This is a genomic window from Alphaproteobacteria bacterium (assembly GCA_040220875.1).
GTDB lineage: Bacteria > Pseudomonadota > Alphaproteobacteria > JAVJVX01 > JAVJVX01 > JAVJVX01.
Map to the genome: position 1 here is coordinate 95,000 of JAVJVX010000007.1, position 26,745 is coordinate 121,744.

The 26,745-nt window shown below is 62.4% G+C and carries 26 protein-coding genes and 2 tRNA genes; all 28 read left to right on the plus strand.

The window, feature by feature from the left end; translation table 11 throughout:
- Nucleotides 1–62 precede the first annotated feature (62 nt).
- The 28 genes from clpX to RLQ26_09165 all read left to right on the plus strand — a co-directional run bounded on the left by clpX (nt 63) and on the right by RLQ26_09165 (nt 26,729).
- The gene (gene clpX, locus RLQ26_09030; GenBank protein MEQ9088870.1) at nt 63–1,328 is read left to right on the plus strand and encodes an ATP-dependent Clp protease ATP-binding subunit ClpX; all 1,266 of its coding nucleotides are present in this window, start codon (nt 63–65) and stop codon (nt 1,326–1,328) included.
- 239 nt (nt 1,329–1,567) lie between these two features.
- A complete protein-coding gene (lon, locus tag RLQ26_09035; GenBank protein MEQ9088871.1) occupies nt 1,568–3,964 on the plus strand; it encodes an endopeptidase La in 2,397 nt (798 codons plus the stop codon).
- Nucleotides 3,965–4,379: 415 nt separating this feature from the next.
- Nucleotides 4,380–4,652, plus strand: a complete 273-nt coding sequence (locus RLQ26_09040; GenBank protein ID MEQ9088872.1) for an HU family DNA-binding protein — start codon at nt 4,380–4,382, stop codon at nt 4,650–4,652.
- A gap of 138 nt (nt 4,653–4,790) precedes the next feature.
- Nucleotides 4,791–4,866, plus strand: a tRNA-Val gene (locus RLQ26_09045).
- Between the two features lie 419 nt (nt 4,867–5,285).
- Nucleotides 5,286–5,825, plus strand: a complete 540-nt coding sequence (locus RLQ26_09050; GenBank protein ID MEQ9088873.1) for a hypothetical protein — start codon at nt 5,286–5,288, stop codon at nt 5,823–5,825.
- A gap of 173 nt (nt 5,826–5,998) precedes the next feature.
- Nucleotides 5,999–6,655 carry a hypothetical protein gene (locus RLQ26_09055; protein MEQ9088874.1) on the plus strand — a complete coding sequence of 219 codons (657 nt, stop codon included), beginning with the start codon at nt 5,999–6,001 and terminating at the stop codon, nt 6,653–6,655.
- A gap of 151 nt (nt 6,656–6,806) precedes the next feature.
- A tRNA-Asp gene (locus tag RLQ26_09060) sits at nt 6,807–6,883 on the plus strand.
- 186 nt (nt 6,884–7,069) lie between these two features.
- Nucleotides 7,070–7,447 carry an NADH-quinone oxidoreductase subunit A gene (locus tag RLQ26_09065; protein MEQ9088875.1) on the plus strand — a complete coding sequence of 126 codons (378 nt, stop codon included), beginning with the start codon at nt 7,070–7,072 and terminating at the stop codon, nt 7,445–7,447.
- Complete coding sequence (locus tag RLQ26_09070; GenBank protein ID MEQ9088876.1) at nt 7,417–8,004, plus strand: NADH-quinone oxidoreductase subunit B family protein; 588 nt, start codon at nt 7,417–7,419, stop codon at nt 8,002–8,004. Before RLQ26_09065 ends, RLQ26_09070 begins: the two co-directional genes overlap by 31 nt.
- Before the next feature lie 56 nt (nt 8,005–8,060).
- Nucleotides 8,061–8,669: an NADH-quinone oxidoreductase subunit C gene (locus RLQ26_09075; GenBank protein MEQ9088877.1), complete on the plus strand. Its 609-nt coding sequence runs from the start codon at nt 8,061–8,063 to the stop codon at nt 8,667–8,669.
- Between the two features lie 11 nt (nt 8,670–8,680).
- Nucleotides 8,681–9,859 carry an NADH-quinone oxidoreductase subunit D gene (locus RLQ26_09080; protein ID MEQ9088878.1) on the plus strand — a complete coding sequence of 393 codons (1,179 nt, stop codon included), beginning with the start codon at nt 8,681–8,683 and terminating at the stop codon, nt 9,857–9,859.
- On the plus strand, nt 9,856–10,467 hold the full coding sequence (gene nuoE, locus RLQ26_09085; protein ID MEQ9088879.1) for an NADH-quinone oxidoreductase subunit NuoE: 612 nt from the start codon (nt 9,856–9,858) through the stop codon (nt 10,465–10,467). The genes RLQ26_09080 and nuoE overlap by 4 nt, the downstream gene beginning before the upstream one ends.
- 10 nt (nt 10,468–10,477) lie before the next feature.
- Complete coding sequence (gene nuoF / locus RLQ26_09090) at nt 10,478–11,764, plus strand: NADH-quinone oxidoreductase subunit NuoF (GenBank protein ID MEQ9088880.1); 1,287 nt, start codon at nt 10,478–10,480, stop codon at nt 11,762–11,764.
- Nucleotides 11,765–11,772: 8 nt separating this feature from the next.
- Nucleotides 11,773–13,833 (plus strand): NADH-quinone oxidoreductase subunit NuoG, encoded by a 2,061-nt coding sequence (nuoG, locus tag RLQ26_09095; GenBank protein MEQ9088881.1) that lies wholly within the window; start codon nt 11,773–11,775, stop codon nt 13,831–13,833.
- On the plus strand, nt 13,826–14,833 hold the full coding sequence (nuoH, locus tag RLQ26_09100) for an NADH-quinone oxidoreductase subunit NuoH (protein ID MEQ9088882.1): 1,008 nt from the start codon (nt 13,826–13,828) through the stop codon (nt 14,831–14,833). Before nuoG ends, nuoH begins: the two co-directional genes overlap by 8 nt.
- A gap of 41 nt (nt 14,834–14,874) precedes the next feature.
- Nucleotides 14,875–15,363 carry an NADH-quinone oxidoreductase subunit NuoI gene (nuoI, locus tag RLQ26_09105; protein MEQ9088883.1) on the plus strand — a complete coding sequence of 163 codons (489 nt, stop codon included), beginning with the start codon at nt 14,875–14,877 and terminating at the stop codon, nt 15,361–15,363.
- A 48-nt stretch (nt 15,364–15,411) separates the two neighbouring features.
- Complete coding sequence (locus RLQ26_09110) at nt 15,412–16,026, plus strand: NADH-quinone oxidoreductase subunit J (GenBank protein MEQ9088884.1); 615 nt, start codon at nt 15,412–15,414, stop codon at nt 16,024–16,026.
- Nucleotides 16,027–16,028: 2 nt separating this feature from the next.
- The gene (gene nuoK, locus RLQ26_09115; GenBank protein MEQ9088885.1) at nt 16,029–16,340 is read left to right on the plus strand and encodes an NADH-quinone oxidoreductase subunit NuoK; all 312 of its coding nucleotides are present in this window, start codon (nt 16,029–16,031) and stop codon (nt 16,338–16,340) included.
- Nucleotides 16,341–16,348: 8 nt separating this feature from the next.
- Entirely contained in the window at nt 16,349–18,280 is a 1,932-nt protein-coding gene (nuoL, locus tag RLQ26_09120; GenBank protein ID MEQ9088886.1) for an NADH-quinone oxidoreductase subunit L, read from the plus strand.
- Between the two features lie 3 nt (nt 18,281–18,283).
- Nucleotides 18,284–19,825 (plus strand): NADH-quinone oxidoreductase subunit M, encoded by a 1,542-nt coding sequence (locus RLQ26_09125; GenBank protein ID MEQ9088887.1) that lies wholly within the window; start codon nt 18,284–18,286, stop codon nt 19,823–19,825.
- A gap of 9 nt (nt 19,826–19,834) precedes the next feature.
- Entirely contained in the window at nt 19,835–21,280 is a 1,446-nt protein-coding gene (gene nuoN / locus RLQ26_09130) for an NADH-quinone oxidoreductase subunit NuoN (protein MEQ9088888.1), read from the plus strand.
- A 9-nt stretch (nt 21,281–21,289) separates the two neighbouring features.
- Nucleotides 21,290–22,045 (plus strand): biotin--[acetyl-CoA-carboxylase] ligase, encoded by a 756-nt coding sequence (locus tag RLQ26_09135; GenBank protein MEQ9088889.1) that lies wholly within the window; start codon nt 21,290–21,292, stop codon nt 22,043–22,045.
- A complete protein-coding gene (locus tag RLQ26_09140; protein ID MEQ9088890.1) occupies nt 22,045–22,824 on the plus strand; it encodes a type III pantothenate kinase in 780 nt (259 codons plus the stop codon). The genes RLQ26_09135 and RLQ26_09140 overlap by 1 nt, the downstream gene beginning before the upstream one ends.
- Entirely contained in the window at nt 22,821–24,518 is a 1,698-nt protein-coding gene (locus RLQ26_09145; protein MEQ9088891.1) for a ribonuclease J, read from the plus strand. The genes RLQ26_09140 and RLQ26_09145 overlap by 4 nt, the downstream gene beginning before the upstream one ends.
- Nucleotides 24,519–24,563: 45 nt before the next feature.
- Nucleotides 24,564–24,968 carry a methylmalonyl-CoA epimerase gene (gene mce, locus RLQ26_09150; GenBank protein MEQ9088892.1) on the plus strand — a complete coding sequence of 135 codons (405 nt, stop codon included), beginning with the start codon at nt 24,564–24,566 and terminating at the stop codon, nt 24,966–24,968.
- Nucleotide 24,969: 1 nt separating this feature from the next.
- Entirely contained in the window at nt 24,970–25,221 is a 252-nt protein-coding gene (locus RLQ26_09155) for a DUF1467 family protein (GenBank protein ID MEQ9088893.1), read from the plus strand.
- Between the two features lie 4 nt (nt 25,222–25,225).
- Nucleotides 25,226–25,783 (plus strand): DNA-3-methyladenine glycosylase I, encoded by a 558-nt coding sequence (locus tag RLQ26_09160; protein MEQ9088894.1) that lies wholly within the window; start codon nt 25,226–25,228, stop codon nt 25,781–25,783.
- Nucleotides 25,784–26,225: 442 nt separating this feature from the next.
- Complete coding sequence (locus RLQ26_09165) at nt 26,226–26,729, plus strand: hypothetical protein (GenBank protein ID MEQ9088895.1); 504 nt, start codon at nt 26,226–26,228, stop codon at nt 26,727–26,729.
- Nucleotides 26,730–26,745: the final 16 nt, after the last annotated feature.

Below are 26,745 nucleotides of genomic sequence, written 5' to 3' on the forward strand. Positions count from 1 at the left end.
GGCGGCTGCGTCTAAGCTGGCGGGCCTAGAAGATAGATTGTTTGGCCGGGAACGGTGCTGTTATGACGAAATCGGGTGGTAGCGAGTCCAAGAACACCCTGTATTGCTCCTTCTGCGGAAAGAGCCAGCACGAGGTGCGCAAGCTCATTGCGGGCCCGACCGTGTTCATCTGCGATGAGTGCGTCGAGCTCTGCATGGACATCATCCGCGAAGAGCACAAGACCACCCTGGTCAAATCCCGCGACGGGGTGCCGACCCCGCGAGAGATCTGCAAGGTGCTGGACGACTATGTGATCGGTCAGGACCGGGCCAAGCGGATCCTGTCGGTGGCCGTGCACAATCACTACAAGCGGCTCACCACGGGCACCAAGGGCGCCGAGGTCGAGATTCAGAAATCCAACATTCTTCTGGTCGGCCCGACGGGCTGCGGCAAGACCCTGCTGGCCCAGACCCTGGCGCGGATCCTCGACGTGCCGTTCACAATGGCCGATGCCACGACGCTGACGGAAGCGGGATATGTGGGCGAGGATGTGGAAAACATCATCCTCAAGCTCCTGCAGGCGGCCGACTATAACGTCGAGCGCGCGCAGCGCGGTATCGTCTATATCGACGAGGTAGACAAGATCTCGCGCAAGTCGGACAACCCCTCCATCACCCGGGACGTCTCGGGCGAGGGCGTTCAGCAAGCGCTTTTGAAAATCATGGAAGGCACGGTCGCATCGGTGCCGCCGCAGGGCGGTCGCAAGCACCCGCAGCAGGAGTTTCTGCAGGTCGATACGACCAATATCCTGTTTATCTGCGGCGGCGCCTTTTCCGGCCTCGAAAAGATCATCTCCCAACGCGGCAAGGGGTCAGCCATCGGCTTCGGGGCGGACGTCCAGGGGCCCGAAGACAAATCGACGGGCGAAATCCTGCGCCAGTTGGAGCCCGAGGATCTGCTGCGTTTCGGCCTAATTCCCGAGTTTGTCGGCCGGCTGCCGGTGGTGGCGACGCTGGAGGACCTAGACGAGGGGGCGCTGATCGAGATCCTGACCAGCCCGAAGAATGCGCTTGTGAAGCAGTACCAGCGCCTCTTCGACATGGAAGGGGTGAAGCTGGAATTTTCCGACGACGCCCTTCTCGGCATCGCGAAGAAGGCGATCCTGCGCAAGACCGGTGCGCGTGGCCTGCGCAGCATCATGGAAAACATTCTCCTCAACACCATGTTCGATCTCCCGGGCCTCGAAAGCGTCGAGGAAGTGATGGTCAATGGTGAGGTTGTGGAAGGCCGGGCCGAGCCGCTCTATATCTACAGCGACCGGGCGGACGAAACAGGCGCGAGCGCCTGAGTCAGGGGTTCGGTCGGGAGATCGCACCGCGGGCCTCCCCCTTTCAGGACGGGCTGCCGCCTCTCCCGCGCCCATTTCAGCCGCTCGAGCCCTCCTCTGCGCCCTTGAAAACCTGCCGGCAGCGCCCCATCTTTTGATCTGCCCCCTACATGTTGTGTGCGGGGACAACTACGCTCATATTCGTGGGCAGTCGAGTTCCACTGAATCCGCGGCCTTCGTGCCCGAAAGGATCCGATCAAATGACCGAAGCGCTGTATCCCGTCCTGCCGTTGCGTGACATCGTTGTGTTCCCGCACATGATCGTCCCGCTTTTCGTGGGGCGAGAGAAATCTGTCCAGGCGCTGGACAGCGTCATGAATGACGACAAGCAGATCCTGCTGGTGACCCAGCGGGATGCGGGCGAAGACGACCCGTCTCCGGCAGACATCTACGAGCTGGGGACTATCGGCACGGTGCTTCAGCTTCTCAAGCTGCCCGACGGCACGGTGAAGGTGCTGGTTGAAGGCGGCCAGCGCGCCAGGATCAGCCGCTACAGCGACAATCCGGATTATTTCGAGGCTTATGCCGACGTGGTCGAGGAAGTCCCGTCGGAGGGCGAGGAAACCAAGGCCCTGGGGCGGTCGGTGGTGAGCCAGTTCGAGCAGTACATCAAGCTCAACCGCAAGATTCCGCCCGAAGTCCTGGTGACGGTGAACCAGATCGAGGACGAGGCAAAGCTCGCCGACACCGTGGCGTCGCACCTGGCCCTGAAAATTGCCGAAAAACAGGATCTCCTGGAGACTCTTTCGGTCGCGGCGCGGCTGGAAAAGGTCTTCGGCCTCATGGAGGGCGAGATCGGCGTTCTTCAGGTGGAAAAACGTATTCGCAGCCGGGTCAAGCGCCAGATGGAGAAGACCCAGCGCGAGTACTATCTGAACGAGCAGATGAAGGCCATCCAGAAGGAATTGGGCGAGGGCGAGGACGGGCGTGACGAACTGGCCGAGCTCGAGGAAAAAATCAGGAAAGCCCGCATGCCGAAGGAGGCAAGGGAAAAGTGCGAAGCTGAGATGAAGAAGCTGCGCGCCATGAGCCCGATGTCGGCCGAAGCGACCGTGGTGCGCAACTATCTCGATTGGATGATTTCCATCCCCTGGAAGAAGCGCTCGCGGACCAGGGTCGATTTGAAGCAGGCGGAAAAGATCCTGGATGCCGATCACTTTGGCCTCGAGAAGGTCAAGGAACGGATTCTGGAATACCTGGCCGTGCAAGGCCGCGTGGGCAAGATGAAGGGGCCGATCCTTTGCCTGGTGGGCCCGCCGGGCGTCGGCAAGACGTCGCTTGGCAAGTCCGTCGCCCGCGCGACGGGGCGCAAATTCGTGCGCATGTCACTGGGTGGCGTGCGTGATGAGGCGGAAATCCGCGGGCATCGGCGCACCTATATCGGGTCCATGCCGGGCAAGGTCATCCAGGGCATGAAAAAGGCCAAGACGAGCAATCCGCTTTTCCTCCTGGACGAGGTCGACAAGCTTGGGGCGGACTGGCGGGGCGACCCGACCTCAGCGCTGCTCGAGGTGCTGGATCCCGAACAGAACAACGCTTTCAACGATCATTATCTCGAGGTGGATTACGATCTGTCTGATGTCATGTTCGTCACTACGGCGAACACGCTACGCATGCCGCAGCCGCTTCTTGACCGGATGGAAATCATCCGCCTCTCCGGATACACGGAAGACGAGAAGGTGGAAATCGCCAAGCGCCACCTGATTCCGAAGCAGGTCGAGGCACATGGACTGAAATCGGACGAGTTCACGATTTCGGATCCCGCCCTTTTTGACCTGATCCGGTATTACACGCGCGAGGCCGGCGTGCGGAATCTCGAGCGCGAGCTCGCCAACCTGGCACGAAAGGCGGTTCGTGAGCTGGCGATCGGGCGTAAGAAGAAAATCGCCGTCACTCAGCGCAATCTGGACAAGTTTGCGGGTGTTCGCCGTTACCGCTTCGGCGAGGCGGAGGCCGACGACCTGGTCGGCGTCACGACGGGACTGGCCTGGACCGAGGTTGGTGGCGAGCTGCTCTCTATCGAGGCGGTGGTGCTGCCCGGCAAGGGCAGGGTGACCAGCACCGGCAAGCTCGGCGACGTGATGAAGGAATCCGTCCAGGCAGCGGAAAGCTACGTGCGCTCCCGCTCGGCCCTGTTCGGCATTCGGCCTACCGATTTCGAGAAGAAGGACATCCATGTCCACGTCCCCGAGGGGGCGACGCCCAAGGACGGGCCGTCGGCCGGTGTTGCGATGATGACATCAATCCTCTCGGCCCTGGCGGGAATTCCGGTCCGGCGGGATGTTGCCATGACCGGCGAAATAAGCCTGCGCGGACGGGTCCTGCCGATCGGAGGGCTTAAGGAGAAACTTTTGGCGGCATTGCGTGGCGGGCTTAAGACCGTTCTCATCCCGAAGGAAAACGAGAAGGATCTTGCCGAGATTCCGGACAACGTCAAAAAGGGCCTCGAGATCGTTCCGGTCTCGACAGTCGACGAGGTGCTGGAACGTGCGTTGGTTCGACCGCTCGTGCCGATCGAATGGCCGGAACCGTCCGAGGTAGACCAGGTAGGTGCGAAGTCGACCGACGACGGCCGCGAAAATATCGTCACGCATTAGATTTTGCGTGTGCAGAAACGCGTTCGATCTGGACTCATCGGTCGAGTGACACGCTTAAATCCGCAAACCGGCTGGAAAGGCGCAAAAAACCGGGGAATCCGGTCCTTTCCCGATTGACGGGCGCGCAGCATGCTGTTTAGATTTTTCCCGGCTACCAAGCCGTCGGATCACGGGACACTGATCGTCGGGCCGTCGCGTCGGGGATATCGTTCTAAGGGATGTCGTTCTTATTGAAGGCTGTGAGCATCGGCCTCTTGATTCGGTCGGGATCTTTCTCTGGGATGCGGATCACACTTGCGACGGCACGATCACGCGGCGGCGTAGATAGCGACGGTATGGACAGCGACGGCGAAGGGACACCTTGTGCCGTTTCAATTTCTTCAATTTATCTCACCAAAACAAAGGGGGCCTGAAAGTGAACAAAAACGATCTGGTGGCAGCAGTCGCGGACAGCACCGGTCTATCCAAAGCGGATGCCAATCGTGCGGTTGAAAGCGTCATCGATACGGTGACGTCGTCGTTGAAGTCCGGCAATGAAGTGCGCCTTGTCGGTTTCGGCACGTTCAGCGTGACACAGCGCCGGGCGACGGAAGGCCGCAATCCGCGCACGGGAGAGACCATCAAGATTCCGGCCTCCAAACAGCCCAAGTTCAAGGCCGGCAAGGCGTTGAAGGACGCCGTCAACTAGGTTTTCAGCCAGTTTCAGCGCAGGCGGCCGCTCCCCGGGGAGCGGCCGTTCTGTTTTCGGAACGCGGCCGGGAAGCCGGCGCATGGCCTGGAATCTTGAATGTCGCGCGAGCACCCGGCATAAAACCGGACGGCGCGTGGGCGATTAGCTCAGCTGGCAGAGCATCTCGTTTACACCGAGAGGGTCGGCGGTTCGATCCCGTCATCGCCCACCAGCGCCGGTTTTCCGGCGGCGCGCGGATGCCGCCCGCGGCGCGGGCGGTAGGATTATGATCTCCCGATTTTGTGAACCGCCGCCGAAACGGACCAAAAGTCCAAAAAACTCCGGGTTTCAGGCTTCACACGCCGTGGGTGAGCCACCATAATCGTGGGCGTTCACGTGGACAGGCGGGCATTCACGCGGAAACGGAGGGTGTTCGGGTCTTTACCCTTCGGTTTCGCCCCGACGAAAGAGAGCCAGATGGAACGACGGAATTCGCATCAGTGCCGTCTCACAGCACGGTCAGCGGGGAAGGCGCGTGCCGCCGCCGCGCGCACCGACAGCCGAGACGGCCGACTCGCATTTGGAACAGCTGTTCTGATATGTGCGATTGCCCTTGTCCTCGGCGCATGTGCCGGTGCGCGCCCCGGGGGCGTGGCAGCGGGACAGCGAGCGGCGTCCCCGGTCCTGAGCGCCGCGGCGCCGGCCGGCGCCAGCGGGGCATCCTACACCGGTCACGCCAGTCGCCTGGGAGCGGCCGACGAAGCGCTTTGCGCCGAGTTCCGGAGTGAATGGGTCAATAACTTCATCAAGAAGGTCTACGATCTGCCCGCCAATGCCTATCCGGCGGACGCGCCGCTGCTGCACCGGGCCGGGTACGATGCCGACCTTCACGCCAAGGTCGCGGCCGAGGGGCTCGATGCCGATACCTGCGTCGTGCCAACCTGTTTCGTGTTGCCGCACCAGAACTGGTGGGAGCCTCATTGCGGCTATCGGATTCCGGACCGGACGGGGGAGAACCTCTATGACTGGGCGACCTGGAAGGACGGGCTGCGTCCGCCTGATCCCCAGGAAATGGCCATGGTGCGCGCCCGGGAGCTCGAGGCCAATTCGCGTGTCCGGGGATGCCCCAATTGTTCGACACGGCCGCCCGAGTACCGTGACCGTGACTTTGGCACCGGTGACGAAAGCTGATGGCCAGCTAGGCATTTTTCGTAATGAGTGGTCCGGAATCGATTTCGCATTGGTCCGGGTGCCGAATAGGACAGGGGGTCAGGCAAGTGCGTTTATTCATTCCGGTACTGTTGAGTAGCCTGTTGTTGGGTGCCTGCGCGGCCTCAGGGCCGGGCCGGGGCCCGGGCGGACCAATGGCGGGGGCCGAACCCGGCGTCACTGGCGACGGGCAGCGCGTGGCGGCGGTGTCGGCCCGGAGAACGGTCGAGACCAGCCGGCCCGGTGGAATCGCGCTGACGCCGCCATCGGGTAAATATGCCGCGGGCACGACAAACACTTATGTCACGGCGAGCTCGTACAGGAACAAGGCGGCCGAAGACCTCGAATATTATGGTAAGCGCGTGGGCGATCATCCCAGCCTCAAGCTGACGGCGACGCAAGAAGCCATGTGCCAGGGGTTCCGCTCGGAGTGGGTGCGCAACTATATCGGTCGCATGTATGACAACAAGTTCAACGATGCGCCCTCTGGCGCCGTCAATCGGACGGCCGGCTCCTCGAACAACATCATTAACCGCATGGACGATGCGGGCCTGGATCGCGAAAGCTGCCGTATCCCGGAATGCTATTCGATCCCCCATTCGGGCTGGTGGGAGCCCCATTGCGGCTATCGGGTGCCGGATTCCGAAGGTGAGGACCTCTACGCCTGGGTCGAATGGCGTGACGGGCTGGAGCCCCCCTCGCTGCATGCGCTGGCCGAGCGAAAGCAAGAGGAACTGCGCGCCAATCTGCGCGGCTGCCCCACCTGCACCGGCCGCCACCTCAAGGTATTCGGGAACGAATCAGTCGATTGAGCGCCCCGGTGCCAACCCGGCACCGGCGTGCGTCGGCGGCTGGCCGGCTCTCTCGATCGCCCGGTTTTCCCGGGGATTCCGGGCAATTCGGCCGCTCTGTCCTGCTTGACACCCTATGGGGCGTGCAGTACACCGAGCGCGCTTCTTGTTCGGGGGTGTAGCTCAGTTGGTTAGAGCGCTGGCCTGTCACGCCAGAGGCCGCGGGTTCAAGTCCCGTCACTCCCGCCACATGTTGCCATGCGCCACGCTGCAAGGTCGTGGGGCAGCCCGTGGCCCGAAACATTCTGTCAAGTCGAGTGGGGAAATTCTTTTCCTATTTCAATGACCTACCGGGATGATTACTATACTTCCAAGGTTCCGCTGAGGGCCATCACCCGGCCCATGGCGGGCTAGCGGCCAGAGGAACAGGCGGGTATGCATCCCATCATCAACCCCATCCTGAACGACTACCTGCCGATCGTGGTCTTTCTCGCGATCGCCACCGGCCTCGCGATCGTGATGGTCGGGGCCTCACTGCTGGCGGCCCGGCAAAATCCGGACGCCGAAAAGCTCAGCCCTTATGAATGCGGTTTCGAGCCGTTCAGCGACGCGCGCAGCCAATTTGATGTGCGTTTCTACCTGGTCTCGATCCTGTTTATCATTTTCGACCTTGAAGTAGCCTTCCTTTTTCCCTGGGCGATTGCCCTTGGTGATATCGGCCTGCTTGGCTTCTGGTCCATGGTGGTGTTCCTGGCCGTGCTCACCGTCGGCTTCATCTACGAATGGAAGAAGGGAGCACTGGAATGGGAGTAGAGCAGAACCGGGCACCGGCGCTTGATACGCGTGGCCTGGACGCCCCCCGTGGTGGTGGCGAGGCGGCCGCGCTGAAGGCGATCGACCAGGAACTCGGACAGAAGGGGTTTTTGCTCACCAACATCGACCGTCTCGTCAACTGGGCCCGGACCGGCTCCATGTGGCCCATGACATTCGGGCTGGCCTGTTGCGGCGTCGAGATGATGCACGCCTACATGCCGCGCTACGATCTCGACCGGTTCGGCGTCACCGTGTTTCCGAGCCCGCGCCAGTCCGACGTGATGATCGTCGCCGGCACTCTGTGCAACAAGATGGCCCCCGCGCTGCGCAAGGTTTACGACCAGATGGCCGAGCCGCGTTGGGTCATCTCCATGGGCTCCTGTGCCAATGGCGGCGGCTACTATCACTATTCCTATTCAGTGGTGCGCGGCTGCGACCGCGTCGTGCCGGTGGATATCTACGTGCCAGGCTGCCCGCCCACCGCGGAAGCACTGCTCTACGGCATCCTGCAACTCCAGAAAAAGATCAGGCGGACGGGCAGCGTCCTGCACCGGTAGGCGCTCCGGACGCGCCACCCGGTTGAACGGAATCACACTCAGAGTTCACAGCCGCGATGGATGAAGCTCTCAAAGAACTAGCTCAGTATATCGAGGCCAGCCTCGGTCCCGTCGTCCAGGAGACATCTGTCGCCAAGAGCGAGCTGATGATCCTGGTAGGAAGGGACGAGATTGTTCGCGTGATGAGTTTCCTGCGAGACGATTCCAATTGTCGATTCGCGATGCTGGTGGATCTATGTGGCGCAGATTATCCGGAACGTCCCGAGCGGTTCGAAATCATCTATAACCTCCTCTCGTTAAGCAATAATCAGCGCATTCGCGTCAAGGTACGCACGGCGGATGAACAGCCTGTTCCGTCCGTGACCGGAGTTTTCCCGTGCGCCAACTGGTTTGAACGCGAGGCCTGGGATCTCTATGGCGTCGTGTTTTCGGGCCATCCCGATCTTCGCCGGATCCTGACCGATTACGGGTTCGAGGGGCACCCGATGCGCAAGGAATTTCCGCTTACCGGGTATGTCGAGGTGCGCTACGACGACGAATTGAAGCGCGTCGTTTACGAGCCGGTCAAGCTGGTGCAGGAGTTTCGGCGTTTTGATTTCATGAGCCCCTGGGAAGGCGCTCCCTTCGTCTTGCCGGGCGACGAAAAGGCGAGCGATCAGGGCTGACGGGAACAAACATGGCCGAAATCGAAATCAAGCCCTATACGATCAATTTCGGGCCGCAGCATCCGGCGGCCCATGGCGTGCTGCGCCTGGTGATGGAGCTGGATGGTGAGGTTGTCCAGCGTGTCGACCCGCATATCGGTCTGCTGCACCGCGGGACCGAAAAGCTGATCGAATACAAGACCTACCTGCAGGCGATCCCGTATTTCGATCGGCTGGACTACGTCTCGCCCATGGGGCAGGAACATGCCTTCGCGCTCGCAGTCGAGAAGCTTCTCGGCCTCGATGTGCCGGAAAAGGGCAAATACATCCGCGTTCTGTTCGCGGAGATCACACGTATCCTCAATCATCTCCTGAACGTGCCGGCCTATGCCATGGACGTTGGCGCGATCACCCCGTTCTTCTTCTGCTTCGAGCAACGTGAAATCCTGATGGAGTTCTACGAGCGCGTCAGTGGCGCGCGCATGCATGCCAATTACTTCCGGCCTGGCGGCGTGCATCAGGACATGCCGGCGGGCCTCTGCGACGACATCATGGAATGGGCCGGGCAGTTTCCGAAAACGATCGATGATCTTGAAGGACTGCTGACGGAGAACCGGATCTTCCGGCAGCGCTCCGTCGATATCGGGAACACTTCGGCCGAGGAGGCGATCAGTCTGGGCTTTACAGGCCCCATGCTGCGCGCGAGTGGCGTGCCCTGGGATTTGCGCAAGGCGCAGCCCTACGACGTGTACGATCGTATGCGGTTCAATGTTGTCATCGGCAAGAACGGCGATTGTTTCGACCGTTATCTGGTGCGCATCGAGGAAATGCGCGAGAGTCTCAAGATCATCCGCCAGTGCTGCGAGGAAATGCCGGATGGCCCCGTGAAGACCGAGAATCGCAAGGTGGCGCCACCGCCCCGGGCTGAAATGAAGCGTTCGATGGAAGCCCTAATCCACCATTTCAAACTTTATACCGAGGGCTACCACGTGCCCGCGGGCGAGACCTATACGGCGGTCGAGGCGCCCAAGGGGGAATTCGGCGTCTATCTGGTCTCCGACGGCAGCAACAAGCCTTACCGGTGCAAGATCCGCGCGCCCGGCTTCGTCCATCTGCAGGCCATGGATCACGCGTCCCGGGGTTATATGCTGGCCGATACCGTCGCCATTCTGGGATCGATGGACATCGTGTTCGGAGAGGTTGACCGATGAGTGCTCCGCCAACCGCCGACACCCTGCCCGATATCGACCATTTCGCCTTTGACGAGGCCAACCGGGCGCGGGCAGAGCGGATCATCGCCCGCTATCCGGCTGGCCGCCAGGCCAGCGCGGTGCTCCCGCTCCTCGACCTGGCGCAGCGCCAGTGCGGCGGCTGGTTGCCGCGCCGGGCCATGGATTATGTGGCTGATCATCTCGAAATGCCACGCATCCGGGTTTACGAGGTCGCGACCTTTTATTCGATGTTCAACCTCAGACCCGTCGGCAAGAACTTCATCCAGGTCTGCCGCACCACGCCCTGCTGGCTACGGGGGTCGGACGAATTGACCGAAATGTGCCGGAATAAACTTGGGGTCGGCCCGGGTGAAGTCACCGATGACGGTTTGTTCACCTATGTCGAGGTTGAATGTCTCGGCGCTTGCGTGAACGCGCCGATGGTTCAGATAAACGACAATTACTTCGAGGATCTGGATGCGGCGCGCATGGGGGGGCTGATCGACGACCTGCGTGCAGGCAAGACGCCAGAGCCGGGCCCGCAGGTGGATCGACAGGCGGCGGCGCCGGTCACTGGACTGACGACGCTCACCGGCAAGGAAGAGTAGGCAAGGCGGCATGCTTCAGGACAAGGATCGCATCTTCACGAACCTCTACGGCCAGGATGACTGGCGCCTTGCCGGCGCGCAGCGCCGTGGCGTCTGGTCGGGGATGAAGGACATAGTTGCCATGGGCAGCGATGCCATCATTGATGCGATCAAGGAGAGCGGCCTGCGCGGCCGGGGCGGGGCGGGCTTTCCCACCGGCCTCAAATGGTCCTTCATGCCAAAGGACACGGGCGGCCGGGCCAAATACCTTGTCGTCAATGCCGACGAGAGCGAACCGGGGACCTGCAAGGATCGTGAGATCATGCGCTTCGATCCCCACCGGCTTCTCGAAGGGTGTTTCGTCGCCAGCTTCGCGATGGGCGCGAATGCCTGTTACATCTATATCCGGGGCGAATTCTTCGGCGAGGCCAGCCACGTCCAGCAGGCGATCGACGAAGCCTACGAGGCCGGACTGCTGGGGCGGAACGCGGCCGGGACGGGCTTTGACCTGGATATCTATCTGCACCGCGGCGCCGGCGCCTATATCTGCGGCGAGGAAACCGCGCTGCTGGAAAGTCTCGAGGGCCGGAAAGGTCAGCCGCGCCTCAAACCGCCGTTTCCGGCCAATGTCGGGCTCTATGGCTGCCCCACGACCGTGAACAATGTCGAGACCATCGCCGTCACGCCTGAGATTCTCCGCCGGGGCGCGGCCTGGTTCGCCGGGCTGGGCCGGCCCAACAATGCGGGCACCAAGCTGTTCTGCATCTCGGGTCACGTGAATGCCCCCTGCACGGTCGAGGAAGAGATGGGCATCCCGCTACGCGAACTTATCGATCGGCATGCGGGCGGCGTCCGGGGAGGCTGGGACAACCTGCTGGCCGTGGTGCCCGGCGGCTCAAGCGTGCCCTGCCTGCCGAAGCCCGTGTGCGATGATCTTCCAATGGATTTCGACAGTCTGAGGGAGCAGAAATCCGGCCTGGGCACGGCGGCCGTGATCGTGATGGACAAATCCACGGATATCGTGGAGGCAATCACGCGCTTCTCGCACTTTTACAAGCATGAAAGCTGTGGCCAGTGCACACCCTGCCGCGAGGGAACGGGATGGATGTGGCGCGTCCTGGAACGCATGCAGAAGGGCCATGCCGAGATCAGCGAGATCGATACGCTGCTTGAGGTTACGCACGAGATAGAAGGGCACACCATCTGCGCGCTGGGCGACGCGGCGGCCTGGCCCGTGCAGGGTCTGATCCGTCATTTCCGTCCCGAGCTGGAGCGGCGCATTCACGAATACAAGAAGACACGCACAGTAGCGGCGTAGGGAACGGTATGCCAAAACTCACGATCGACGGACAGGAAATCGAGGTGCCCGCGGGCATGACCGTCCTCCAGGCCTGCGAAATGGCCGGGAAGGAGATCCCGCGCTTCTGCTATCACGAGCGCCTGTCGATTGCCGGCAATTGCCGCATGTGCCTCGTCGAAATGGAAAAATCCCCGAAGCCCATCGCCAGTTGCGCGATGCCGGCCGCCGACAACATGGTGATTCATACCGACACGCCGATGGTGCACAAGGCCCGGCGGGGCGTGATGGAGATGCTGCTGATCAATCATCCGCTTGATTGCCCGATCTGCGATCAGGGCGGCGAGTGCGATCTGCAGGATCAGGCTATGGGCTACGGCGCCGGCCGCAGCCGGTTCTCCGAGAACAAGCGGGCCGTGCGCGACAAGAATCTGGGGCCGCTGATCAAGACGGTGATGACGCGCTGCATCCATTGCACACGCTGTGTACGGTTCGCGACCGAGGTGGCGGGCGTCGAGGAACTCGGCGCGACCGGCCGGGGCGAGGACATGGAGATCGGCAATTATGTCGAAAAGGCACTGACCTCCGAACTCTCGGGGAACATGATCGACCTGTGCCCGGTGGGCGCACTGACCTCCAAGCCTTTCGCCTTTACCGCCCGACCGTGGGAACTGCGCAAGACCGAGACCGTGGACGTAATGGACGCGGTCGGGGCCAACGTCCGCGTCGATGCGCGCGGTTCGGAGGTGATGCGCGTGCTGCCGCGCCTTAACGAGGAAATCAATCAGGAGTGGATCACCGACAAAACCCGCTTCGCCTATGACGGGCTCAAGCGTCAACGCCTCGACCGGCCCTATGTCCGGCGCGGCGGTCGCCTCGAGGAGGCGAGCTGGCGGGAGGCCTTCGACGCGATTCAGGCGCGGCTGAGCGCGACGCCGCCGGACAGGATCGCAGCCATCGCGGGGGATCTGGTGGATGCCGAATCCACCTTCGCTTTGAAATCCCTGATGGGGCGGCTGAACACGCCCCATCTCGATTGCCGGCAGGACGGGGCGCACATCGATCCCGCCGCGCGGGCGGGGTATCTGTTCAATACCACGATCGCCGGCATCATGGATGCGGATGCCTGCCTGCTCGTGGGCACGGATCCGCGCGCCGAGGCAGCGCTGATTAACGCGCGGCTGCGGGAACGGGCGCTTCGGGGCGGCTTCAAGGTGGCCAATATCGGACCCGCGCTCGATCTGACCTTTCCCGTCACCCATCTGGGCGAGAGCGCAGATATCGTCGGGCAGATTGCGACAGGGTCTCATCCGTTTACCGAAACACTGGCCCAGGCGGCGCGGCCGATGCTCATCCTGGGCGAGGCCGCCCTTGCGCGTGCCGACGGCCCGGCCATTCTGGCTGCGTGCCGCGAGATCGCCGAGCGGACCGGCATGATCCTTGAGGACTGGAACGGGTTCAACCTGCTGCACAAGGCGGCCGGACGGGTGGGGGCGCTCGATCTCGGTTTCGTGCCTGGCGAGGACGGACGCGGTCTGGCCGGGATTCTCGCCGGCGCCCGCGCGGGCGAGATCGACATGGTCTATCTCCTTGGCGCGGACGAGATCGATATGGGCGCGCTGGGCGAGGCCTTTGTCATCTATCAGGGTCATCACGGCGATGCCGGTGCGAACCGGGCGGATGTGATTTTGCCGGGGGCGGCCTATACCGAGAAGGACGCGACCTATGTCAACACGGAAGGGCGGGCGCAGCGGGCCTATCTGTCAGTCTTTCCACCCGGCGACGCGCGCGAGGACTGGAAGATCGTCCGGGCCCTGTCGGAACATGTTGGCCACAAGCTCCCCTTTGACAGCCTGGCCGAACTTCGCCAGCACATGATTAAGGCGGTCCCGGCGCTGGGCCGGCTGGACCGGATCGCTGCGGCGGAATGGGGGCATTTCGGTGCGACCGGAAAGATCGAGCCCGTGGCTTTCCGCTACCCGATTGGGACCTTTTACATGACCTGCCCCATCAGCCGTGCGTCAGCGACGATGGTGGCCTGCACGGCCGCCGTGCTGGACGATCAGCGAAAGACGGGTACCGATGGTTGAGCTTTGGGACGGCTATATCTGGCCCGGGATCCTGATCGTCGGACAGATTATCATCTTCACGGTGGTGGTTCTGCTGGCCATCGCCTATCTGACCCTGGCCGAGCGCAAGGTGCTGGGCTTCATGCAGTATCGCAAGGGACCGACGAATGTGGGGCCTTTCGGCCTGCTGCAGCCCTTTGCCGATGGTCTCAAGATGTTCATGAAAGAGACCATCATCCCGTCCGGCGCCAACCGCTTCCTTTTCATCATGGCGCCGATGATCACCTTCATCCTGTCCCTCGTGGCGTGGGCGGTCATCCCCGTCAGCGCCGGCTGGGTGATCGCCGATATCAACGTAGGCATTCTTTATCTGTTCGCCATTTCCTCGCTCGGCGTTTACGGAATTATTATCGCCGGCTGGGCGTCGAACTCGCGCTATTCCTTCCTGGGCGCGCTGCGCTCGGCGGCGCAGATGGTCTCTTACGAGGTATCGATCGGCTTCGTCATCGTGACGGTCCTGCTCTGTGTCGGTTCTCTCAACCTGACCGATATCGTTATGGCACAGGAGAAGGTCTGGTTCGCCGTACCGTTGCTGCCAATGTTCGTGATCTACATGGTCTCGGCCCTGGCCGAATCGAACCGGACACCCTTCGATCTGCCCGAGGCGGAAGCCGAGCTGGTCTCGGGGTATCATGTGGAATATTCCTCGATGACCTTTGGTCTGTTTTACATCGGCGAATATGGAAACATGATTGTCCTCTCGGCCCTGGGGACGATCCTTTTTCTTGGCGGCTGGCTGCCACCCTTCCAGATCGAACCCTTCACCTATGTGCCCGAGATCGTCTGGTTTGCGCTCAAGGTGGCGGTATTGCTGTTCTTTTTCCTGTGGGCGCGGGGCACCCTGCCGCGCTACCGCTACGATCAGTTGATGCGACTCGGCTGGAAGGTTTTCCTGCCCGTCTCGCTGGCCTGGGTGTTCATCACCGCCGGCGTGCTCGTGACAATGGGATGGACCCCGTGAGGGGGTGGACGCTCCCCTGCGGCTGGATTAGGTAGACGGCTATGGCTTGGCTTGACAGAACGGCACGCGCGGTCCTCCTGACGGAACTGATCAGGGGTTTCGGCATAACGCTGAAATTCATGTTTCGGCAGAAGGTCACGTTGGATTATCCGAACGAGAAAGGACCTCTCAGCCCGCGTTTCCGGGGTGAGCACGCGTTACGGCGGTATCCGAACGGGGAGGAGCGCTGCATTGCCTGCAAGCTTTGCGAGGCGATCTGCCCGGCGCTGGCGATCACCATCGAGGCGGAGCCCCGCGATGACGGCAGCCGTCGGACGACGCGTTATGACATCGACATGACGAAATGTATTTATTGCGGTCTTTGCGAGGAGGCCTGTCCGGTGGATGCCATCGTGGAAGGCCCGAATTTCGAATTCGCGACGGAGACCCGCGAAGAGCTCATGTATAACAAGGACAAGCTTCTGGCAAACGGTGACCGGTGGGAAACCGAGCTGGCTCGGAATTTGGCGCTGGACGCGCCTTATCGTTAAACGTGGCCGATAAACCCGGCCGATAATACTGGGGTGGATGGACTGAACATGATTCTCTCGGCGCTCGCTTTTTACGTTTTTGCGGCCGTGACGCTGTTCAGCGGCGCAATGGTCGTCGCCGCGCGTAATCCGGTTCACTCCGTCCTGTTTCTGATCCTGGCCTTTTTCAATTCGGCCGGCCTGTTCGTGCTTCTGGGTGCCGAGTTCATCGCGATGATCCTGATCATCGTCTATGTCGGCGCCGTCGCCGTCCTGTTCCTGTTCGTAGTGATGATGCTGGACATAAACTTTGCGCGGCTGCGACAGGGATTTTCCCAGTATCTGCCGATCGGGGGCGTGATCGGCCTCGTTCTTCTGGCGGAACTGCTGCTGGTGGGGGCCGGCTGGGTTTTTGCGCCCGCGGCCGAGGGGAGCCGCGGCGCACCGACGCCGGCGGCGAGCGAGGTGACGAACAGTCATGCCCTCGGCAATATTCTCTATACGGACTACATCTATCTGTTCCAGGCGGCGGGCGTGATCCTGCTGGTCGCCATGATTGGCGCGATCGTGCTGACCCACCGTTTCCGCGAAGGGGTGCGCAAGCAGAAGATCGCGCAGCAAGTGTCGCGCCGGCGCGAGGATTCGGTCGAGGTCGTGGACGTGCCGGTGGGCAAGGGGGTCTGAGAATGCTCGAAATCGGTCTTGCCCATTATCTCGGCGTTGCCGCCATCCTGTTCACGCTCGGGATTTTCGGCATCTTCCTCAACCGGAAGAACGTCATCATCATCCTCATGTCGATCGAGTTGATGCTGCTGGCTGTCAACATTAATTTCGTCGCATTCTCGGCCTTCCTCGGGGACCTCGTGGGGCAGGTCTTCGCCATGTTCGTCCTGACCGTGGCGGCGGCCGAGGCGGCAATCGGCCTTGCGATTCTGGTGATCTATTTCCGCAACCGCGGGACGATCGAGGTCGAGAACATCAATCTGATGAAGGGGTAGGGGGGTTGATCTTTATCGTCACCGTATTCCTGCCCCTTCTGGGGGCGGTGCTGGCCGGGCTGTTCGGCCGCGTGCTCGGCGACAAGGGGGCCGAGGTGGTCACCAGCGGCTTCATGCTGGTGTCCGCCGTGCTCTCCGTGCTGATCCTGCAAGACGTCGCGCTGGAGCAGAACGTCTATAATGTCCATGTGCTGAGCTGGGTGAGCTCGGGCGGTCTGGCCTTCGACTGGGCGCTCAAGATCGATAGCCTTACCGCGGTGATGATCTTCGTCGTTACGGTCGTCTCCAGCATGGTGCATGTCTATTCCATCGGCTACATGCACCACGACAAGTCGATCCCGCGATTCTTCTCCTATCTCAGCCTTTTCACCTTCTTCATGCTCATGCTGGTCACCTCGGACAACCTGGTGCAGCTTTATTTCGGCTGGGAAGGGGTCGGGCTGGCCTCCTACCTCCTGATCGGGTTCTGGTATGACCGGCCCAGCGCCAATGCGGCCGCGATCAAGGCGTTCCTTGTCAACCGGGTGGGTGATTTCGGCTTTGCGCTCGGCATATTTGCCTGCTTCGTGCTGTTTGGCACTGTGCAGCTCGATGCGATCTTTGCCGCCGCGCCCGAAAAGGCCGGCATGGTGCTTGAGTTTCTCGGGGCCGAGATCGATGCGCTGACGCTGGTTTGCCTGTTGCTTTTCGTGGGCGCCATGGGCAAATCGGCGCAACTGCCGCTGCATACCTGGCTGCCCGACGCAATGGAGGGCCCGACGCCCGTCTCGGCCCTGATCCATGCCGCGACAATGGTAACGGCCGGAGTCTTTCTGGTGTGCCGGATGTCACCGGTTTTCGAATACGCGCCGGCGGCCCTGGATGTCGTCGTCTTCGTAGGCGCGACGACGGCGTTCTTCGCCGCCACCGTGGCGCTTACGCAGAACGACATCAAGCGCGTGATTGCCTATTCCACCTGCAGCCAGCTGGGATACATGTTTTTCGCCGCAGGTGTCGGAGCCTACGGCGCGGCCATGTTCCACCTGATGACGCATGCCTTCTTCAAGGCGCTCCTGTTCCTCGGCGCGGGCTCCGTGATCCACGCCATGTCGGATGAGCAGGACATGCGCCGGATGGGCGGCATCTGGCGGGAAATCCCCCTGACCTATGCGCTGATGTGGATCGGCTCGCTGGCGCTGGCGGGCGTCCCCTTCTTCGCCGGCTATTACTCCAAGGACATGATCCTCGAATCCGCGTGGGCGGCCCAGTCGGGCCTCGGCCGGTACGCCTTCGTCTTTGGCCTGATCGCAGCGCTCATGACGGCCTTCTATTCCTGGCGGCTCATTATCATGACCTTCCACGGCCGGCCGCGTGCCGACGAGGCGGTCATGGCACATGTCCACGAATCGCCCAAGGTCATGATCGTGCCGCTTCTGGTGCTGGCCGCCGGCGCGATCTTTTCGGGCTATATCGGTTACGGGCATTTCGTGGGCGACAATCTCTCGGCCTTCTGGGGTAACTCCCTCCTGATGCTGGGCGATCCGAACATCATCGAGCGTGCCCACCATGTGCCGGGCTGGGTGAAGCTGTCGCCCATCGTGATGGGGGCGGCCGGCATCCTCCTCGCCTACCTGCTCTATATGGTCTGGCCGCGCCTGCCCGGCTGGATTGCCACGCATTTCCGCGAGCTGTATCTCTTTTCCTTCAACAAATGGTATTTCGACGAGCTGTATGACCGGATCTTCGTGAGGCCGGCCAAGCGGTTGGGCTGGGGCCTCTGGAAGGGAGGCGACGGCGACCTGATCGATGGCGTCGGGCCGGACGGGCTCGCGGCGGTGACACGCAACCTCGCCCGGCGCGCCGTCAGGCTGCAATCAGGTTATGTTTATCACTACGCCTTCGCCATGCTGATCGGCGTGGTGATTTTCGTGACCTGGTATCTTTTCGGACTGGTGGGCTAGACCATGAACGACTGGCCGCTCCTGTCCCTGCTGATCTTCCTGCCGCTCCTGGGCGCAACATTCGTTCTCATCATCCGGGGCGAGGATGAGACGGTAGTCAATAATGCGCGCAGCGTGGCGCTGTGGACTTCACTCGTCACCTTTGCCCTGTCACTGGCCCTCTGGATCAATTTCGATACATCGACAGCGGATTTCCAGTTTGTCGAGCGGCGCAACTGGTTCCCCGAGCTGAACATCGCCTACCACGTGGGCGTCGACGGCATCTCGATGCTTTTTGTTCTGCTCGCCACGTTTCTGACACCAATCTGCATTCTGTCGAGCTGGGGCGCGGTCAAGACACGCGTCAAGGAATACATGATCGCCTTCCTGGTCCTCGAGACCATGATGGTGGGTATGTTCGTGGCGCTTGACTACGTGCTGTTCTATCTGTTCTTCGAGGGCGTCCTGATTCCGATGTTTCTGATCATCGGTGTCTGGGGCGGCGAGAGGCGCGTCTACGCCGCTTTCAAGTTCTTTCTGTTTACGCTCGCGGGCTCGGTCCTGATGCTGGTGGCACTGCTGGCAATGTATCTGCAGGCCGGCACGGCCGATATTCCAACGCTGCTCAAGACCGATTTTCCCTACGCCATGCAGATCTGGCTGTGGCTGGCGCTTTTTGCCTCCTTCGCCGTGAAGGTGCCGATGTGGCCGGTGCATACATGGCTCCCCGATGCTCATGTGGAGGCGCCGACGGCGGGATCGGTCATCCTGGCCGGCGTGCTTCTGAAAATGGGTGCTTACGGGTTTCTCAGGTTCTCTATCCCGATGCTGCCCGAGGCGTCCGCCTTCTTCACGCCCTTCATCTTTACGCTGAGCGTGATCGCCGTGATCTACACCTCCCTCGTCGCGCTGGCGCAGGAGGATATGAAGAAGCTCATCGCCTATTCATCGGTGGCTCATATGGGCTTTGTGACGATGGGTATCTTTACGGTCAACGTGCAGGGGCTCGAGGGCGCGCTTTTCACGATGCTGAGCCACGGCATCGTTTCGGGTGCGCTGTTCCTGTGTGTCGGTGTCGTCTACGATCGGCTGCACACGCGCGAGATCGCGCGCTATGGCGGCCTGGTCCATCGGATGCCCGTCTACGCTGCGGTTTTCCTGGTGTTCACTCTCGCCTCGATCGGACTTCCCGGCACCAGCGGATTTATCGGCGAATTTCTCAGCCTGGCCGGCGCCTATCAGGTGAGCACGCTGGTGGCGGCGCTTGCGGCGACGGGTGTGATCCTCGGCGCGGCTTATATGCTGTGGCTGTACCGGCGTGTCGTTTTCGGCAAGCTGGAGAAGCCGGATCTGAAGAACCTTCTGGATCTTTCTCCGCGGGAAATCATCATCTTCGCGCCGCTCGTTCTCGTCGTGCTGTGGATGGGCATCTATCCGGCACCGATTCTTGACGTGTTCCATGCCTCCGTCGCCAACCTGATCCAGGATTATGAAACCTCGCTCGCCGCAGCGAATGCCACGGGCCGCGTCGAGGTCGACTTCGCCTGGCTCGGCGGCGGACGATAGGAGAGCTGGATGGAAGGCCTTAACGATCTTCTCACCGCGTCGCCGGAGCTGTTTCTCGCCCTTTCGGGGATGGGGCTGCTCATGGCCGGCGTCTATACCAACCAGCAGGCGGTGCGCGCTGTATCCTGGATGGCTCTTGGCGCGTTCGCGCTGTCGGCGGTGCTTCTCTGGACGGTCGTTCCGACCGGTGCCGTGGTCTTCAACGATCTTTTCATTACCGACCCGTTCGGGCGGTTTATCAAGACGCTGGTTCTCTTGGGTGCCTCGGCGGCATTGCTCCTGTCCATGGATTACGCCGAACGCGAGGGCATGCGCCGATTCGAATTTCCCGTTCTGATTGTCTTCGCGACACTCGGCATGATGATGATGGTCTCGGCCAACGGGCTGATCGCCCTTTATGTCGGACTCGAGCTGCAGAGCCTGGCGCTCTACGTGCTGGCCGCCTTTCAGCGCGATTCGACCCGCTCGACCGAAGCGGGGCTCAAATACTTCGTCCTCGGCGCGCTGTCCTCCGGCATGCTTCTTTACGGTTGCTCGCTCATCTACGGTTTTACCGGGACGACTGAATTCGGTGCCCTCTCGACAATGTTCGCGGACGGGTTCGAGGTGTCGGTCGGGCTGGTTTTCGGGCTGGTATTCCTGATCTCGGGTCTCGCCTTCAAGGTGTCGGCGGTGCCGTTCCATATGTGGACGCCCGACGTCTATCAGGGCGCGCCCACGGCCGTGACCGCGTTTTTCGCGGCCGCCCCGAAATTCGCCGCGATGGGGCTTTTCGTCCGGGTTCTAATCGGACCTTTCGGGGACCTTTCGGCCGAGTGGTCACAGGTGATCGTTCTGCTCGCCATTGCCTCGATGGTGCTGGCTGCCTTTGCGGCGATCGGGCAGAGCAACATCAAGAGGCTGATGGCCTACAGCTCCATCGGCCATGTGGGCTATGCGCTTATCGGCCTTGCGACGGCGACCGAAAGCGGCGTCAACAGCCTGCTGGTGTACATGTCGATCTATCTGTTCATGGTGATCGGCACCTTCGCCTGCATCATGTGCATGCGCCAGCGCGGCATCATGGCGGAAGAAATCACCGACCTTGCGGGGCTGTCGCGAAACCAGCCCGTGCTGGCCTTCATCCTCGCCGCGCTGATGTTCTCGATGGCCGGGATTCCCCCGCTCGCGGGCTTTTTCGGCAAGCTTTACGTGTTCTTGGCGGCGGTCGAGGCGGGACGCTACATCCTTGCGGTAATCGGCGTCCTCTCAAGTGTCGTGGCTGCCTATTATTATCTGCGCATCGTCAAGATCATGTATTTTGACGTGCCGGGCGATCTGTTCGACCGGCCAATCGGACGTGAAATTTCCGTGGTGCTGGCTGTATCCGCCGTCGTGGTCCTGTTTTTCTTTGTTTATCCCGCGCCGATCACGGCCGGGGCCCGGACGGCGGCGGCATCTTTGTTTGCCGGCTAGGCGGACATCTTGATCCTCTCCTGGGACATCCGGTCGTTCGAACGGCTGGAGAGCACGAACCGTGAGGCGCAAGCGCAGGCGGCCGCCGGCGCGCGGGAAGGGGCCGTCATCTGGGCACGCGAACAAACGGCGGGTTACGGGCGACGGGGCCGGGCCTGGATGGCGGGAACGGACAATCTCACGGCCTCGGTCATTCTGCGGCCCGAACGGGCGGCGCGGGAGACGGGCCAACTCGCCTTCGTCCTCGCCCTCGCGATCGGCGAGGCACTGTCGGACCCGGCGGCGGCGGGCGGCGCGGCCATCGGGTACAAATGGCCGAATGACGTGCTGCTGAACGGACGCAAGCTAGGGGGTATTCTGCTGGAATCAAGTTTCCGGGGGGATCGGGCGGAATGGGTTGTGGCCGGGTTCGGGGTCAATTTGCGCAATCACCCGACCAATGCGATTTTCCCGGCGACCGATCTTTTGGCTGAAGGCGTCGTCGCGCCCGAACCGGGGGATTGTCTCGACGCGGTGCTGGCGGCTCTCGCTCCCCTCTATCGGATGTGGACGGGGGACGGGTTCGCTGCCATCCGGGCGCGCTGGCGCGAAAAAGCGGTGGGCCTGGGTGAAATGGCCGAGCTCCGCCTCGCCGATGAGACCTTCGAGGCGCGGCTCGTCGACCTCGACGACGAGGGGGCGCTTCTGGTTGCCGGGCGAGGGGGGCAAAGACGGATCCACGCCGGTGAAGTATTCTGGCCACCCCAAGATCGGGAGCCTCTGTGATGCTGGTCGCGATCGATTCGGGAAACACCAATCTCGTGGCAGGGCTTTACCGGGGTGACAGGCTGCTGGGTTCGTGGCGGCGGGAAACCGGCCGGGACCGCACGGCGGCCGAATTGTACGCCTGGCTGGAAACCGCACTCTCGGAGACCGGGATCGAGGCGCGGCAGGTCACGGCAGCCGCGATCGCCAACGTGGTCCCGTCGGCCGATTTGATGCTGCAACGCATGTTTACCCGCCATTTTTCCCTGACCCCCCTTGTCATCGGCGATCCGGACGTCGATCTTGGTATCGAGGTCAGGCTGGACCGCCCGAGTGAGGTCGGCGCCGATCGGCTGGTCAACGCGATTGCCGCGTTCGCGCGCTATGGCGGCCCGCTGATTGTCGTGGATTTCGGGACCGCAACCACTTTCGACGTCGTCGGGGCAGACGGGGCCTATCTGGGGGGCGCCATCGCACCCGGCATCAATCTCTCGCTTGACGCGCTGCATCGCGCGGCCGCGAAGCTGCCGGACATCGCCATCGAAAGGCCCGAGAGGGCGATCGGTCGCTCCACCGTCCAGGCGATGCAGTCGGGTATTTACTGGGGCTATGTCAGCCTGGTGGAAGGCATGATTGAACGGATCAGACAGGAACAGGGCAACCCCCGCATGGCCGCCGTCGCCACGGGCGGGCTGGCCCCCCTCTTTCTCGACGAGGTCACGGCGATCTCGAGGGCTGACAGCGATCTCACGCTCTTCGGCCTGTATCTCGTGGCGCGCGGCAACGGGCTTGTGACATGAGCGCGGTCTCGATCCCGGCCGGCACGCTGCCCGGCGATTACGTGTCCGGCGCTGAATTGAGTGTCCTGCCATTGGGCGGGGCGGGCGAGATCGGCATGAATCTCACCCTCTATGGCTGCGACGGGACGTGGCTGATGGTCGATCTTGGCATCACGTTCGGCGATGACACCACGCCGGGAGTCGATGTGCTGATGCCCGATCCGGCGTTCATCGTCGCCCAGCGCGACCGCCTGGCGGGGCTGGTGCTGACTCATGCCCATGAAGATCATCTCGGCGCCGTACCGTATCTCTGGTCGCGCCTCAACTGCCCGGTTTACGCCACGCCGTTCGCGGCCGCGATGCTGCGACGGAAGCTGGCGGAGGCCGGGCTCCTCGACGAGGTGCCGCTGTATGAAATCCCGCTCTCGGGCGGCATGGATATCGGCCCTTTCCGGCTTTCCTTCATCACACTCACCCATTCGATCCCCGAGCCCAACGCGCTTGCGATTGAGACTCCCTACGGGCGCGTCCTGCATACGGGCGACTGGAAGCTCGACCCCGATCCGCTGGTCGGGAAAGCGACGGATGAAAAGGCCCTCAGCGATCTGGGGCGGGCCGGCGTGCTGGCCATGGTATGCGACAGCACCAATGCGCTGCGCCCGGGCGAAGCCGGTTCCGAGGCCGATGTTCGCGATTCTCTCCGCAAGATCATCGCCGACGCGGGCGCCGCGCGGGTGGTCGCCACCTGCTTCGCCTCCAATCTGGCCAGACTGCTCTCGCTCGCCCGGATCGGCCGGGAATGCGGCCGTGACGTGGGGCTGGTGGGCCGTTCGCTCTGGCGGATCGTCGAGATCGCGCGCGAGACCGGGTATCTGCCGGACGACATCACCTTTGTCAGTGAGCGCGATATCGGCCTCGTCCCGGACGAGCACGCGATGATCATCTGCACCGGCTGCCAGGGCGAGCCGCGCTCCGCCCTGTACCGTATGGCGACGGATGCCCATCCGCGGGCCCGGATTCATCCGGGCGACCTGGTGATTTTTTCGAGCCGGATCATTCCCGGCAACGAGAAGCCCATCGGCCGGCTGCAATCCCTGATCCGGCGGCAGGGCGCGCGCGTGCTGACGGAAAAAGACGGCTTCATCCATGTGTCCGGCCATCCGGCGGAAGACGAATTGGCACGTATGTATGGCTGGGTTAAACCGGCCATCGCCGTCCCGGTCCATGGGGAATGGCGCCATTTGCGCCGTCATGCCGAATTGGCCCGAAACTGGGGCGCGCGCGAGGCGTTCGAGGTGGAAAACGGCGATGTGCTGCGTCTGGCACCGGGCCCTGCGGCGGTGGTCGCCCAGGTCCCGGCCGGCCGGCTCTGCCTCGACGGCGCACGGGTCGTGCCCTTCGGCGGCAAGGTCGTTCGCGACCGGCAGAAGCTCCTGTTCAACGGGGCGGCGGTGGCGACGATCGTCCTGGGCGCCGACAGGATGCTGGCGGCGCCGCTCCAGCTTTCGCTCCAGGGCGTGCTGGAGGAGGAAGCCTGGGATTCGGCACGCGAGGCGGCTGAAACGGCAGTCAAGGCGGCGCTTGAAGCGACGGTGAGGGAAGGCGATGATGTCCGGCGTGAAGCCGCCCGGCGGGCGATCCGGCGGAGTCTCTTTCAGGCCACGGGGCGCAAGCCGATGACCGACATCCACCTCCTCCATCTGCCCAATGCGTAAGAATGATTATATAATAAAAACAAATAATTACGATTGATATTTGATATGATAGGCAAGCTCAACCACGTGGCCGTCGTGGTCCCGGATCTGGCGGCGGCCAGCGCGCTCTACCGCGATACGCTGGGGGGCCGCGTGTCCGCTCCCGAGGACCTGCCCGAGCATGGCGTTACCACGGTTTTTGTCGATCTTGGCAACACCAAGATCGAGTTGCTGCACCCGCTTGGCGACGACTCGCCCATCCGCGGGTTTCTCGAGCGCAACCCTGCCGGCGGCATGCACCACGTCTGCCTCGAGGTCGATGATATCGAGACCGCGAGAGAGAAGCTGGAGATTGATGGCGTCCGTGTTCTGGGCGACGGGCGCCCGCGCATCGGAGCTCATGGCAAGCCGGTCCTTTTCCTGCACCCCAAGGATTTCTGCGGCACGCTGATCGAATTGGAAGAGGTCTGACATGAACTGGGTCACCGGCCTGGTCGTCTACGTGATCTTATGGTGGCTGGTCCTGTTCACCGTGCTGCCCTGGGGCAACCGGGTGCCCGACCCCGAAGACATGGAGGCGGGGCAGGCGACCTCGGCCCCGAGCAATCCGCGGATTTTGCTGAAAATGGCGATCACGACGGTGATCGCGGGGATCGCATGGGCCGGTGTTTACTGGCTGATCGCGTCCGAAATCATTTCCCTGCGTCCGACCGTGGCGCCGTGAGCCGATGGCGGACCCGCCGGCCTTCGAAAAGACCTACTGTGCCATCGCGCCGGGCCACCCGTGGCACGGCCCCTATCATGATCGGGAATACGGCTTTCCCCAGGTCGATAACGCGGTGCTTTTCGAGCGGCTTTGCCTCGAGATCAACCAGGCCGGGTTGTCCTGGCTCACGGTCCTGAAGAAGCGGTCGGCGTTTCGCGAGGCCTTCCGCGGCTTCGACCCCGCCACCGTGGCCGGGTTCGGGGCCCGCGACCGCCGTCGCTTGCTGGCCGATGCCGCGATCATCCGTAACCGGCTCAAGGTCGATGCCGTGATCGAAAATGCCGGTCGCGTGCTCGAGCTGATTGCCCGGCACGGGTCGTTCGACGGTTGGCTCCGCGCCCACCATCCGCTGTCGAAGCCCGCTTGGGTCAAACTGTTCAGGAAAACCTTCAAGTTCACCGGCGGCGAGATCACCGGGGAGTTTCTGATGAGCCTTGGCTATCTGCCCGGGGCCCATCACCCGGACTGCCCGGTTTTCGAGCGTATCGCCCGCCAGCGGCCACCTTGGATGGCGGCGTAGGAGGCGGGTCAAAGAAAAACGCAAAACCGGCAGATGCCCGTCTTGCGTTTTCCTGCCCCCTTGCGGGGCTGTCGCTGCGTCCGCGTCCCGTCGCCAAGCAGGCGAAGGGGGGCGGCGCGGTCCCTCCAGATTTCCCCGGGCCGATCTTTGCCGAATCGGTTGGTCCGAAATCGGTCGGCCCGGGCAGGCGTTTGCCCAGTCTCTCCCCAAACCCGGGCGATGCGTCGTTATGACGCGAGTGCGGACGAATGTATGTCATTCCGGACTGTTCGTCATGGTGTTTCTGGCCCGCCGGGCTCAGGGAATTCCCTTATATTCCGCCACTTAGCGGCGGTTGGCCGAGAGGGAGCGGCAGGGGCGGACGGGCGTTCCGGCTTCGCCCGTCTCCTGTGGACAGGCACAATTTACGTATTCTTTACAACAGTTTGATACAGGGTTTTGCATGAAAACGTCGTTTCTCCGCCTTATCCTTTTGCTCAGCCTGTATGCCGGTCCCGCCATGGCGGGAGCGCTGGTCTGGGCCGTGGACGCCTGGGCCGTGGACGCCCGGGCGGCGGACAAGGACGGCGCGGGCCTCGTGGTCCGGACCGGGGACGGGCATGTGGTTCGGGTGAGCGACCGGACCTGTCGCGAATTGGTCACCCATTCTCCGTCAAACGATGTCGCCTACGCACCGGGCGTGGACGTCAAGGGTCGGGCCGTGGCGCCGGCCGACCTGCCCGGCGGCGGTGCCATCGACGTGCCGGACGAGGTGGTGATCGGCGTGGATATCCAGTTGCAGGAGCGGTTCGGCCTGCCCGAAAATTCCGGACAGTACGAAGGCGAAGCCTATATCGGCGTCGCCACCTATCGGGATGGGCGCGTTTTTTTCAACGGTCAGCCCCTGCGCGACGAATCGCAGGCAAAACTGGAAGCCGCCTGCGGGCGCCTGGTAAAGGGGGACTGAGCAGAGCGGGTGGCGC

Coding starts and splice junctions, on each gene's coding strand:
- clpX (MEQ9088870.1), top strand. CDS start 63: ATGACGAAATCGGGTGGTAGCGAGTCCAAGAACACCCTGTATTGCTCC.
- lon (MEQ9088871.1), top strand. CDS start 1,568: ATGACCGAAGCGCTGTATCCCGTCCTGCCGTTGCGTGACATCGTTGTG.
- RLQ26_09055 (MEQ9088874.1), top strand. CDS start 5,999: ATGGCGGGGGCCGAACCCGGCGTCACTGGCGACGGGCAGCGCGTGGCG.
- RLQ26_09065 (MEQ9088875.1), top strand. CDS start 7,070: ATGCATCCCATCATCAACCCCATCCTGAACGACTACCTGCCGATCGTG.
- RLQ26_09070 (MEQ9088876.1), top strand. CDS start 7,417: ATGGAAGAAGGGAGCACTGGAATGGGAGTAGAGCAGAACCGGGCACCG.
- RLQ26_09075 (MEQ9088877.1), top strand. CDS start 8,061: ATGGATGAAGCTCTCAAAGAACTAGCTCAGTATATCGAGGCCAGCCTC.
- RLQ26_09080 (MEQ9088878.1), top strand. CDS start 8,681: ATGGCCGAAATCGAAATCAAGCCCTATACGATCAATTTCGGGCCGCAG.
- nuoE (MEQ9088879.1), top strand. CDS start 9,856: ATGAGTGCTCCGCCAACCGCCGACACCCTGCCCGATATCGACCATTTC.
- nuoF (MEQ9088880.1), top strand. CDS start 10,478: ATGCTTCAGGACAAGGATCGCATCTTCACGAACCTCTACGGCCAGGAT.
- nuoG (MEQ9088881.1), top strand. CDS start 11,773: ATGCCAAAACTCACGATCGACGGACAGGAAATCGAGGTGCCCGCGGGC.
- nuoH (MEQ9088882.1), top strand. CDS start 13,826: ATGGTTGAGCTTTGGGACGGCTATATCTGGCCCGGGATCCTGATCGTC.
- nuoI (MEQ9088883.1), top strand. CDS start 14,875: ATGGCTTGGCTTGACAGAACGGCACGCGCGGTCCTCCTGACGGAACTG.
- RLQ26_09110 (MEQ9088884.1), top strand. CDS start 15,412: ATGATTCTCTCGGCGCTCGCTTTTTACGTTTTTGCGGCCGTGACGCTG.
- nuoK (MEQ9088885.1), top strand. CDS start 16,029: ATGCTCGAAATCGGTCTTGCCCATTATCTCGGCGTTGCCGCCATCCTG.
- RLQ26_09125 (MEQ9088887.1), top strand. CDS start 18,284: ATGAACGACTGGCCGCTCCTGTCCCTGCTGATCTTCCTGCCGCTCCTG.
- nuoN (MEQ9088888.1), top strand. CDS start 19,835: ATGGAAGGCCTTAACGATCTTCTCACCGCGTCGCCGGAGCTGTTTCTC.
- RLQ26_09140 (MEQ9088890.1), top strand. CDS start 22,045: ATGCTGGTCGCGATCGATTCGGGAAACACCAATCTCGTGGCAGGGCTT.
- RLQ26_09145 (MEQ9088891.1), top strand. CDS start 22,821: ATGAGCGCGGTCTCGATCCCGGCCGGCACGCTGCCCGGCGATTACGTG.
- mce (MEQ9088892.1), top strand. CDS start 24,564: ATGATAGGCAAGCTCAACCACGTGGCCGTCGTGGTCCCGGATCTGGCG.
- RLQ26_09155 (MEQ9088893.1), top strand. CDS start 24,970: ATGAACTGGGTCACCGGCCTGGTCGTCTACGTGATCTTATGGTGGCTG.
- RLQ26_09160 (MEQ9088894.1), top strand. CDS start 25,226: ATGGCGGACCCGCCGGCCTTCGAAAAGACCTACTGTGCCATCGCGCCG.
- RLQ26_09165 (MEQ9088895.1), top strand. CDS start 26,226: ATGAAAACGTCGTTTCTCCGCCTTATCCTTTTGCTCAGCCTGTATGCC.